This is a genomic window from Roseovarius tolerans (assembly GCF_028885395.1).
Taxonomy (GTDB): domain Bacteria; phylum Pseudomonadota; class Alphaproteobacteria; order Rhodobacterales; family Rhodobacteraceae; genus Roseovarius; species Roseovarius tolerans.
On the sequence record NZ_CP118494.1, the window covers coordinates 2,794,451 to 2,805,494 of the forward strand.

At 66.9% G+C, this 11,044-nt stretch carries 12 protein-coding genes; 4 read left to right on the forward strand and 8 right to left on the reverse strand.

Annotated elements, in window-relative coordinates; genetic code table 11:
- Window positions 1-8: 8 nt before the first annotated feature.
- The gene (locus PVU19_RS13770) at window positions 9-275 is read right to left on the reverse strand and encodes a hypothetical protein (RefSeq protein ID WP_050663752.1); all 267 of its coding nucleotides are present in this window, start codon (window positions 273-275) and stop codon (window positions 9-11) included.
- 105 nt (window positions 276-380) lie between these two features.
- Here PVU19_RS13770 and PVU19_RS13775 point away from each other — a divergent pair, with 105 nt between their 5' ends.
- Window positions 381-1,196, forward strand: coding sequence for a cyclase family protein (locus PVU19_RS13775; RefSeq protein WP_050663751.1), 816 nt, complete (start codon window positions 381-383; stop codon window positions 1,194-1,196).
- 19 nt (window positions 1,197-1,215) lie between these two features.
- Here the strand turns inward: PVU19_RS13775 and PVU19_RS13780 are convergent, their stop codons facing one another.
- A complete protein-coding gene (locus PVU19_RS13780; protein WP_050663750.1) occupies window positions 1,216-2,022 on the reverse strand; it encodes a CE1 family esterase in 807 nt (268 codons plus the stop codon).
- 366 nt (window positions 2,023-2,388) lie between these two features.
- On the opposite strand from PVU19_RS13780, the gene PVU19_RS13785 reads away from it, so the two are divergent.
- On the forward strand, window positions 2,389-3,237 hold the full coding sequence (locus tag PVU19_RS13785) for a DMT family transporter (RefSeq protein ID WP_050663749.1): 849 nt from the start codon (window positions 2,389-2,391) through the stop codon (window positions 3,235-3,237).
- Here PVU19_RS13785 and PVU19_RS13790 read toward each other — a convergent pair.
- Entirely contained in the window at window positions 3,227-3,670 is a 444-nt protein-coding gene (locus PVU19_RS13790) for an NUDIX domain-containing protein (RefSeq protein ID WP_050663748.1), read from the reverse strand. The genes PVU19_RS13785 and PVU19_RS13790 overlap by 11 nt on opposite strands.
- Window positions 3,671-3,803: 133 nt before the next feature.
- On the opposite strand from PVU19_RS13790, the gene PVU19_RS13795 reads away from it, so the two are divergent.
- Entirely contained in the window at window positions 3,804-5,489 is a 1,686-nt protein-coding gene (locus PVU19_RS13795; protein WP_050663763.1) for a thiamine pyrophosphate-dependent enzyme, read from the forward strand.
- Between the two features lie 108 nt (window positions 5,490-5,597).
- On the opposite strand, the gene PVU19_RS13800 is transcribed toward PVU19_RS13795, so the two are convergent.
- Both PVU19_RS13800 and cobT read right to left on the reverse strand, forming a co-directional pair.
- Entirely contained in the window at window positions 5,598-7,262 is a 1,665-nt protein-coding gene (locus PVU19_RS13800; RefSeq protein ID WP_050663747.1) for an ABC transporter permease, read from the reverse strand.
- A 161-nt stretch (window positions 7,263-7,423) separates the two neighbouring features.
- A complete protein-coding gene (cobT, locus tag PVU19_RS13805) occupies window positions 7,424-8,437 on the reverse strand; it encodes a nicotinate-nucleotide--dimethylbenzimidazole phosphoribosyltransferase (RefSeq protein WP_050663746.1) in 1,014 nt (337 codons plus the stop codon).
- A gap of 78 nt (window positions 8,438-8,515) precedes the next feature.
- On the opposite strand from cobT, the gene PVU19_RS13810 reads away from it, so the two are divergent.
- Window positions 8,516-9,274, forward strand: a complete 759-nt coding sequence (locus tag PVU19_RS13810) for an adenosylcobinamide-GDP ribazoletransferase (protein ID WP_050663745.1) — start codon at window positions 8,516-8,518, stop codon at window positions 9,272-9,274.
- 189 nt (window positions 9,275-9,463) lie between these two features.
- Here PVU19_RS13810 and PVU19_RS13815 read toward each other — a convergent pair whose 3' ends face one another.
- The 3 genes from PVU19_RS13815 to PVU19_RS13825 form a co-directional block, all read right to left on the reverse strand.
- On the reverse strand, window positions 9,464-9,973 hold the full coding sequence (locus tag PVU19_RS13815) for a CarD family transcriptional regulator (protein WP_050663744.1): 510 nt from the start codon (window positions 9,971-9,973) through the stop codon (window positions 9,464-9,466).
- Between the two features lie 297 nt (window positions 9,974-10,270).
- Window positions 10,271-10,609: a ferredoxin FdxA gene (gene fdxA / locus PVU19_RS13820; RefSeq protein WP_050663743.1), complete on the reverse strand. Its 339-nt coding sequence runs from the start codon at window positions 10,607-10,609 to the stop codon at window positions 10,271-10,273.
- A gap of 52 nt (window positions 10,610-10,661) precedes the next feature.
- Window positions 10,662-11,042 carry an RNA-binding S4 domain-containing protein gene (locus PVU19_RS13825; protein ID WP_050663742.1) on the reverse strand — a complete coding sequence of 127 codons (381 nt, stop codon included), beginning with the start codon at window positions 11,040-11,042 and terminating at the stop codon, window positions 10,662-10,664.
- Window positions 11,043-11,044: the final 2 nt, after the last annotated feature.

Here is an 11,044-nt window from a genome sequence, read left to right on the forward strand (position 1 = left end):
TGGCCCCCTTACATGAAATTCGTGACATAGATGGTGACGCAGATCAGCGTCACCGGAATGATATAGACCAGCCAGATCAGCCGCTTGCGCAACGATTGCTCATACTGCACCATCCCGGCCTCTATATAGGCATCCCGGTCGCCGGGACGACCCGCTTCTTGCCAATCCCGCTCCATTTTCTTGCGCCGCACGGACCGCGAATACCAGGAAATCCCGAGATAGAGCGCCGTCAAAGCGATCAGCCCGAAGATCAGCAATCGCATCAATGCCAGCATCCACCCTCTCCCTTTTCCGGTCCGCCGACCAAAGCCGCACCCCTGCATAGCGCAGAATCATGCTAGGCTGCACCCCATATGGACGCAAACCGGAAAGGACATGCCATGTGTGACGCCTGCGTAATCAATGCGGTCAAGGACAGGATGCTGTCACGCCGCGCCTTCTTTGGCACCGCCGCCGGGGCCGGGGCCGCCACTGCGCTCTCGCCCTTGGGCGCATCGCCCGCGATGGCGCATGGCCATAACACGGTCGAGGACCTGACTCACAGCTATGACGCCGATTTTCCCACCTATTTCGGCGCGCCCGGCATCTCCACCGAGCAGAATTTCAACTTTGCCGATCACGGCTTCAACCTGCTGACGCTGACGGTCAACGAACATACCGGCACCCATGTCGATGCGCCGTTGCATTTCTCCGCCGATGGGGCGTCGGTCGACGAAATCCCGGTGGGCGATCTCGTGGCGCCGCTCTGCGTCGTCGATATCGCGGCCCGCGCCGCCGAGGATGCCGATACGCGGCTCACCCCCGACGATCTCAAGGCATGGATTTCGGCCAATGGCGACATCCCCGACGGGGCCTGCGTGGCGCTCTATTCCGGCTGGGGGGCCAAGACCGGCAGCGACGCCTTTCGCGGCTTCGACGGCGAGGCGCAGCACTATCCGGGCTTTCACGTCGAGGCCGCGCAGATGCTAATCGAAGAGACCGGCGCGCGCTCCATCGCCTCGGACACGCTGTCGCTCGATCACGGGCCCTCGGCGGACTTCGCCACGCATTACGCCTGGCTGCCGACGGGGCGTTTCGGCATCGAATGCATGGCCAATCTCGACAAGGTTCCGGCGGTGGGCGCGACCGTGGTCATCGGCGCGCCCAAGCATCGCGGCGGCACCGGCGGCCCGGCGCGCATCTTCGCGCTGATCTGACCCGGCACCCTCGCGTCTCTCAGGGATAGGACGCAGCCCGCCCGAGCAACTCGTCGAGTTGCCGTGCGATCCAGCCGCGCGGGATGAAATGACCGCGCGGATGCACATCGAGGGTCACATCCCCCTCGGCACAGGCCCATGTGGTGCGGCGGAACGTGTCATGCCGGGTGATGCTCCACTGCCCCGCCTCGGTGCCGGGCCCGGCACAGCCCATCCGGTCACGCCAGAGCTTGACCGGCCATGTCGTCTGACCATCGGGACCAAAGGGGAAATCCATCACCCTGTCAGAGGTGCCGTGGACATGGCGCACCGCCGCCGGGGCCTGCGGGCAGATCTCGGACTGGCGCAGGGTGCCGGAAACGGCGATAAGAGCCGCCACCCCGTCGCCGTTCTCGCAGGCATAGCGCCAGGCCATCGCCGAGCCGTAGGAATAGCCCGAGACATAGATCCGGCGGCGGTCGATGGGATAGCGTTTCGCGGCATCCTCGATCACGGCGGCGGCAAAGGCGACATCGTCAGTCTGATCGCTCCAGAAATCCCAGGTCTTGCCCCGCCCGTTGGGCGCCAGCAACAGGACACCGCGCCGCCGCGTCGCCCCGGAGATCCGGCCATGCTTGACGATCAGCGTGCCCTGCCGCATCCAGCCGTGAAAATGCAGCAGCACCGGCAAGGGCGAGATACCATCCCAATCACCGGGTGCCTTGACGTGGTAGGACCGCTCCCCCAGCGGACAGGGAATGTCCGCGTGACAGGCGGCCCCATCGGCGGTCCCCGCGAGTGCAGGCGCGGCCCACAGGAGGGCCAGAAGAAACGGGATCAGGCGCATGACGGCTCCGGTCGTGTCACATCGCGGCCAAGGTAACCGCGACGCCTGAAATGTCATGTCACAAGCCTGTCAGCCGAGACGATTTTGGCCTGAAGCGAACATAGCGCCCCGCCAAAAGGTGCCGCGCGCTCGCAGGGCCGGGGACTGGCGATGCAACGGTCGTGGCGGGTGCTTTATGCCAGCCAAGTCATTGTAACTTCGACACGTTGCGCAACCCCTCAAATCGCCAGGCCGCGGGACGGCCCGGCGATCGCGCGGCACCTACGGTGCGTTTCGCGCGGGGGGCGACAACGGCAGCTCTAGGCCAATCCACCCCACACTCACCCGTGACTATACCCCCGGCCCGACCTGCGCTATGCCTGCCCCATGCGCCTCTTTCTCCTCACCGCCCTCACCATGATCGCCTTTGCCGCCAATTCGATCCTGAACCGCATGGCCCTCGCGGGCGGCAGCATCGACGCCACCAGTTTCGGCACCATCCGCCTCATCGCAGGCGCGGTGATGCTGGCCGCGCTCTGCCTCGCCCTTCGCGGCGGGCTGCATCTGCGCGGACCGGGGCGCGTGGCGGGGGTGCTGGCGCTGCTGGTCTACATGTACGGCTTTTCCACCGCCTACACCGTGCTCGATGCGGGCTTGGGCGCGCTCATCCTCTTCGGCGTGGTGCAGATCACCATGTTCGCCGGGGGCCTCGTCGCGCGCGAGGCGATGCCGCCCCGCCGCTGGATCGGCGCGACGCTGGCCTTCGCCGGTCTCGCCTGGCTGCTCTGGCCCGGTGCAGGGCCGCAGATCAGCGTGCCGCACGGGCTGATGATGGCCACCGCGGGCGTCGGCTGGGGCATCTATTCGCTGACCGGGCGGCTCAACACCGACGCGCTGCAGGCGACAGCGGCCAATTTCATCCTTGCCGCGCCGCTCGGGCTGCTCATTGGCTTTGCCCTGCCAATCGGGCCGCAGGGCACGCTCCTTGGAACCGAGGGCGTCATCCTCGCCATCATCTCGGGGGCGATCACCTCGGGGCTGGGCTATGCGCTCTGGTACCGCGTCCTGCCGGGGCTGGCCTCCTCGGTGGCGGCGGTGGCACAACTGACCGTGCCGGTGATCGCCATGGCGGGCGGCATGCTCTTTCTGGGCGAGAGCCTGAGCCTGCAATTCATCCTCGCAAGCGTGCTGGTTCTGGGCGGTGTCGCGATCTCGGTGCTACCCTTCAAGGGCTGACCAGCACCTCCAGAGGGTCGTATCCCATGCCCCGGGCAAAGGCGACGCGACCGAGGCTGTCGGGCTTCACCCGCAGCCCCGCCATCTCGTCGCGGGTGACCCAACGACGGCGGCTGACCACACCTTCGGGATCGCGCCAATCCTCCCTCAGCGCGCCCGCCGCGACCCGGCAGCGAAAGAACACCTCGACCTGGTGAAACCCGGTTTCGGGCGCATGAAACTCGTTGATCAGGCAGGGCGGCCCCACCTCGATCAGCAGCCCGGTCTCCTCATGCACCTCGCGCGTCAGGTTCTCCGGCAGCGACGCGCCCGCCTCCACCCCGCCGCCCGGCGCGCACCACAACGTACTGTCGGCGGCGGCAAAGGCATTGACCAGCAACAGCCGTCCCTCCTCGACGATCACGGCGCGGGCGGCAAGGCGGGGGCTGGGCATGGGCGCTCCTGTCATGGCATGAACCGGGCCGACTATGACCGCGCGAGGCACCCCCGGCAAGCCGCCCGGAAAGGGGCTTGTCATTCCCCTGCCCGATGGGTCAGCCTGCGCGCAACAACGGAAAGGATCGGGCATGACCCATGACACGCGCAATGGCGGGCAATTGCTGGTGGACTGTCTCGTCGCGCTTGGCGCGCGGCACTCGTTCGGCGTGCCGGGCGAAAGCTATCTGGCGGTGCTCGATGCGCTCCACGACATGGCCGGCCAGCTCGATTTCACGATCTGCCGACAGGAAGGCGGCGCCGCCTACATGGCCGCCGCCTATGGCAAGCTGACGGGCCGTCCCGGCATCGCTTGGGTGACGCGCGGGCCGGGGGCGACCAATGCCTCGATCGGCGTGCATACCGCGATGCAGGACAGCGCGCCGATGCTCCTCTTCGTGGGGCAGGTCGGCACGGACATGAAGGGGCGCGAGGCGTTCCAGGAACTCGACTACCGCGCCGTCTTCGGCAGCATGGTCAAATGGGCGGTCGAGATCGACGACGTGGACCGCATCCCCGAAATCACCGCCCGCGCGTGGAAAACCGCGCTCACAGGCCGCCCCGGCCCAGTGGTCGTGGCCCTGCCCGAGGACATGCTGACAGCCACCAGCACCAAGCCCGCCCTCACCGGCCCCGGCCACTACCCCGAGGCAGAGCCAAGCGCAGAGGCCATTGCCAGAACCCGCAACATGCTCGGCGCGGCCAAGCGCCCGCTCATCCTCTATGGCGGCTGCAACTGGACGAGCGCAGGCCGCGCGGCGCTGCACTCCTTTGCCGAAGGCTCCGACATCCCCGTCGTCTCGGTCTTCCGCTATCAGGACAAGTTCGACAACCACTCGCCCTGCTTCTGTGGCGAGGCGGGGGTGGGCATGATGCCCCATGTCCGCGCGCTGATCACCGGGGCCGACGTGATCCTCGCGATCAACAACCGCTTTGGCGAAAATTCCACCGACGGCTATACCGCTCTCACCGTGCCGCAGCCCGCGCAACGCCTGATCCATGTCCATGCCTCGGATCTTGAACTGGGCAAGGTCTATCAGCCGGAACTTGGCGTTCAGGCCGGTGCCAACGCCTTCATCCGCGCGCTCGACGCGGGTGGCCCCCTGCGCGGCGACTGGTCCGACTGGCGCGCCGGGGGGCGGAAATCTTACGAGGCCGCGTTTGACCTGCCCGATCAGCCGCCCCCCGTCGATATGGGCCGCGTCACTGCCCATCTGCGCGAGGTGCTGCCCGAGGATGCGATCATCACCAACGGCGCGGGAAATTTCGCGATCTGGTCGGGGCGGTTCCTGAAATACGGACCCAACATGCGGCTGCTCGCGCCGCAATCAGGCTCCATGGGATACGGCATCCCCGCCGCCATCGCCGCCAAAATCGTGCATCCCGACCGCCGCGTCGTCTGTTTCGCCGGCGACGGCGATTTTCAGATGAACTGTCAGGAACTCGCCACCGCCGCACAAGCAGGCGCGCAACCGGTGATCCTGATACTCAACAACGGCATCTACGGCACCATCCGCGCCCATCAGGAACGCAACTATCCTGAGCGCGTGTCGGGCACCACCATGGTCAATCCGGATTTCCCGGCACTGGCCCGCGCCTACGGCTTTCACGCCGAAAGGGTCGAAACCACCGAAGGTTTCGCCCCCGCCTTCGCCCGCGCCTGTGCCTCGTCCACCGGCGCGGTGCTCGATCTCGCGATCTCGCCCGAGGCGCTGACCCCGCGCATGACCCTCAGCCAGATGCGCGCAGCGGGATTGGAAAAGGCGACGAAGGGGTAGCGAACCGGGCTTTGCGTTCCGATTGCGGTTGACCGTCTGCATCTGCGCGGGGCCCAGATGCAACAGGCACCGCTGCGGCAACGGCCGCACAGCGCCATGCCGTGCACCCTACCCCGGCGCGATCGCCGTGCCCAGCTTGGCCGCGCGCCGTCCCATGCTCTCGCGCCCCAGCGTCCGGCACAGGATCAGCACCGGCACAAGGCCGAACGCCACCAACACCAATGAGGGCACCGCCGCCTCGGAAAGTCGCTCATCGGCGGCCAGCCGATGCGCCTGCACCGCCAGCGTCTGAAAGTTGAACGGATGCAGGATCAGCGTCGCGGGCAGTTCCTTCATCACATCGACAAAGACGATCAGCAGCGCGGTCACCACCGAGGTCCGCGCCACCGGCAGATGCACCCGCGTCAGCAGCTTCGGCCCCGGCTGCCCGAGCGAGCGCCCGATCGCATCGAGATGCCCCGGCACCGTCGCCATGCCGCTGTCATAGGCGTTGAGCGCGGCGGCCATGAACCGCACCACATAGGCCATCACCATCAGCCAGATCGACCCGGTCAGCAAAAGCCCGGTACGGATGCCGAAGACCTCCTGCATGAACGCATCGAGCGCGTTGTCGAATGCCGCCATCGGCACCATCAACCCCACCGCGATCACCCCGCCCGGCACCGCATAGCCAAGTCCCGCGCCCACCACCAGCCAGCGTGAGGCGCGCCCGGGACGGGTGCGCGCGCGAAACCCCACAAGGATCGCCCCCAGCACCGTCAGCACGGCGGCGACGCTCGCCAATGTGACCGAATTGGTCATGAACCCGACATAACGCGGCGAAAAAAGATCCTGACCCGAGCCAATCGCCATCACCCCCAGCATCACCACCGGGATGAGGAACCCCACCAGCACCGGCAGAAAGCACAGCGTGAACGCCCCCCAACCGGCGGCCCCGCGCAGTTCGGGCCGCTCCATCGTCTCGAACCGCGCGCCGCGCCCGGCGGTGCGCGCCCGGCCCCGGCTCGCGCGTTCCAGCCCCGCCAGCAACAGCGCGAAACTCAGCAGGCAGAGCGCCAGCTGCGCCGCCGCCGCGCGGTCGCCGAGCGAAAACCACGCCTGATAGATGCCGGTCGCAAAGGTCTGCACATTGAAAAACGCGACCGTGCCGAAATCGGCGATGGTCTCCATGATCGCCAGCAACGCGCCGCCAGCAATGGCCGGGCGCGCCATCGGCAGCGCCACCCGCCAGAACGCCTTCATCGGCGAGCGCCCCAGCGTGCGCGCGACCAGAAACGCATTGGCCGATTGCTGCCGGAACGAGGCGCGCGCCAGCAGGTAGACATAAGGATAAAGCACGATGGTCAGCATCAGCGCCGCCCCGCCAAGGCTGCGCACTTCCGGGAACCAGTAATCGCGCGGCCCCCATCCGGTCACCGCCCTGAGTGCGGTCTGCACCGGGCCGGGATGATCCAGCATATGGGTATAGGCATAGGCCATCACATAGGCCGGAAAGGCCAGCGGCAGCGCCAGCGCCACCTCCAAGAGCCGCACCCCGGGAAAGCGGTAGACCGTCACCAGCCACGCCGTCACCGAGCCGATCACCGCCGTGCTGACCCCAACAATCGCCACCAGCGCCAGCGTCGTCGCCGTGTAACGCGGCAGCACCGAAGACAGCACCTCGCGCCATGTCTGCAAGTCGCCGGTAAACGCGGCCAGCCCTGCAGCGAGGATCGGTGCCACGCACAGCACAACCACGACCCAGGCGAGGCGATGCAACAGGGTTTCACTCATGGGCGGTTTGCTCCGGTCTAATCCGACAGTTTCGATCAGTATTCCGGCGCGACGGAAGGGTCAAGGAATTGCCTGTGTCAGTCTCCCCATCCCCGTCATCCTCGGGCTCGACCCGAGGATCTCCCCGTCAGGAGATCGTCCGGTCAAGCAGGACTATAGCATCAACCGCCCGCAACCCCCGCTTCGGAAAACGTCGCCATGCCCGAATGACAGGCCAGCGCCGATTGCACGACACCCATGGCCAGCACCCCGCCAGTGCCCTCGCCAAGGCGCAGGCCAAGCGACAGGATCGGATCTTTGCCCAACCGCTCCAGCAGCCGTGCATGGCCCGGCTCGGCGCTGACGTGGCCCGCGAGCGTATGATCAAGCGCGCCGGGCTGCGTCCCCTCCAGGCAGGCCGCGGCGGCGGTGCAGATGAACCCGTCGAGCAGCACCGGCACCCGCATCATCCGGGCGCGCAGAATCGCCCCCGCCATCGCCGCCAGTTCCCGCCCGCCAAGGCAGCGCAGCACCTCCAGACCGTCCGTCGCGCCTGCATTCGCCGCGACCGCGCGCGCCACCACTTGCGTCTTGCGGTCCAGCCCCGCCGCGTCGATGCCGGTGCCGCGCCCGGTCCACTCGCCCGCCGCCCCGCCGAAAAGTGCCAGCGCAATCGCCGCCGCGCTCGTGGTATTGCCGATGCCCATCTCGCCAACGACCAGCAGGTCGGTCTCCGGCGCGACCGCCTCCCACCCGGTGCGCAGGGCCGCGATCACCTCGGCCTCAGTCATCGCCGGGCCGGTGCTGATATCCCCCGTCGGCCGCTCAAGGTCCAGCGCGTGCACATCCATCCGCGCGCCCGCCACCCGGGCCAGTTGGTTGACCGCCGCGCCGCCCGCCTCAAAATTGGCGACCATCTGCGCCGTCACCTCCGGCGGGAAGGCCGAGACGCCCTGCGCCACCACCCCATGATTTCCGGCAAAGACGATCACCTGCGGCGCGCTCACTTGCGCCCGCGCCTCACCGCGCCAGCCGCAATACCACAGCGCCAGATCCTCCAACCGGCCAAGCGCACCGGGCGGCTTGGTCAGTTGCGCATCGCGCACGCGCGCCGCCTCATGGGCTGCGGCATCGGGCGCAGGCAGATCGCGCAGCCGCGCGGCCAGATCGGCAAGGGTGGAAAAACCGGCGTGCATGGCGTGCCTCGTTGCATAGGGACCTGCCCTTGATGTATCGCGACAGGGTCCTTGACCACAGCCCCAAAAGGCCCCCGCATGGCAGAAAACGACACCGCCCTGATCCGCGCGGGCGATATCGCCCTCGCGCTCTCGCTGCTCAGCCGCCTGCCGGTGCGCTGCACCTGCTTCGCGCGCGGGGCACGCGCGGCCTGGGCCTATCCGCTGGCCGGGCTGGTCATGGGTGGGCTGGCGGCATTGGGCGGACTGGTCGCACTGTGGTGCGGTCTGCCTGCGCCTCTGGTGGCGCTTGTGGTCCTGACCCTCGGGATCGTCAGCACCGGCGCGATGCACGAAGACGGGCTCGCCGACAGCGCCGACGGGCTCTGGGGCGGCTGGACGCAGCAGAGGCGGCTGGAGATCATGCGCGACAGCCATATCGGCAGCTACGGGGTGATCGCGCTCTGCCTGTCACTGGCCGCACGGGGGATCGCCCTCTGGCTGCTTTTCGCACAGTCCCCGGCGGCAGGCGTTGCGGGCGTTCTGGCCGCCGCCACCCTGTCACGCGCGGCGATGGCCGGAGTGATGGCCGCCCTGCCCCATGCCCGCGCCGACGGGCTGTCACACAGTCAGGGCCGGGCCCCGATGGCAGCGGTCCTGCTTGGTCTGGGCCTGTCAATCGGGGGCGCGCTGATCCTCGCAGGCGGGGCCGGGCTCTGGGCGCTGCTCTGGGCCGGGCTCGTCACGGTCGCGGTGGCGGCCCTCGCCCGGGCCAGGATCGGCGGGCAGACCGGAGATATTCTGGGCGCGACGCAACAGATGGTTGAGATCGCGGTGCTGGTCAGCCTGCTGGCGTAATATGTGTTGTGCCTGGGTGGATTTGGCCTGTTGCTGCCGTTGCCATTCAGCACCAATGCGCGGAATCAAGGCGCGGAACGTGCCGCCGCGCGACGACAGACCACCCACAGCCCCTCTCTCAACCTCCCGATCCCCCACGAAAAAGGCCGCGCCCCGAAGGCGCGGCCCAATACCAATCCGCAACCCGGCTTACGCCGCGCGCGAGACCAGAACCTCGTCCACCTGCTTGGCGGCCAGAACCTCATCGCCACCGGAAACAGCCGCGACCTCACGGGTCAGACGCTCGAGCGCCGCCTCGTAGAGCTGGCGCTCGGAATAGCTCTGCTCACGCTGATCGTCGCTGCGATGCAGGTCGCGCACGACCTCGGCGATGGCGATCAGATCGCCCGAGTTGATCTTTTGCTCGTATTCCTGGGCGCGGCGCGACCACATCGCGCGCTTGACCTTGGCCTTGCCCTTGAGCGTGGTCATCGCCTTCGAGATCACGTCGGGGCTGGACAGGCTGCGCATTCCGATTTCCGTCGCCTTGTTTGTCGGCACCCGCAGGGTCATCTTGTCCTTCTCGAAGGAGATCACGAAAAGCTCCAGGGTGATCCCGGCGATTTCCTGCTCTTCGATGGACACGATCTGACCCACGCCATGGGCGGGGTACACGACATAATCATCAGGGCGAAATTCGGATTTCTTGGATTTCGACATTCGGTTCATTTCCTAGCATGGGGGCCTGCCTTGGTGACGCAGACGAACAAACGCCTCGGACCAGTTGCAGACCGGGGATATGTGTCACTGTCACAAGGAAATTCACCCCCAGGCAGCACGGTGGGTGAATTTACGTCAGGCATCTCTCATTGTTTGAGAAGGAAATGTATCACAAAAACGGACCCTGTGAAAGGCCATGCTTCACAGGAGCGGTAAATCCATCGTGAAAACAACGGATTCTGCGGTTTTCTCGGGCCGCCTGGCGCGCCATGCACGCCCAAGCTGCGCGAATCGGTCTCAGCCGCCCTCGCCGGGGGCCTCGGAAAAGTACTTCTCCAGCTTGCCGGTCTCACCATCGCGTTCCTCGGCCTCTGGCAGCGGGTCTTTCTTGGTGATGATGACCGGCCACATCTCCGAATACTTGCGGTTGAACTTCACCCATTTCTCCATCTCCGGCTCGGTGTCCGGGCGGATCGCGTCGGCGGGGCATTCCGGCTCGCAGACACCGCAGTCGATGCACTCATCGGGGTGGATGACCAGCATGTTCTCGCCTTCGTAAAAGCAATCCACCGGGCAGACCTCGACGCAGTCGGTGTATTTGCAGGCGATGCAGCTGTCGTTGACGATGTAGGTCATGGTCGTCTCTCATGTTTCCCGGATTGCGCTTCACCTAATCCAGTGAACCGGATCAATCAAGCGTCCCCGGCCCATTGAGATCGAGTTTGCGGCGGTCGCGCTTGGTGGGGCGTCCTTTTCCCTCGTATTTCGGCGCGGGCGGAACGCTGTCCTGTGGCTTGGGCTCGGTCAGATCATCATAGAGGGTTTGCGCCTCGGAGGCGGGGCCGCGCCGCGTGCCGGGGGCCAGAATGCGCACCACCCGCACCGCGTCGCCCTGCACGAAGGTCAGCACATCCTCGGGCCCCACCGCCTGCGCCGGTTTCGATACCCGGTTGCCGTTGACCCGCACATGCCCGCCCGACACTTGCTTGGACGCCAGCGAGCGCGTCTTGAAGAACCGCGCATGCCACAGCCACTTGTCGAGACGGATGCGTGACGCGCCCCCGACCAAGG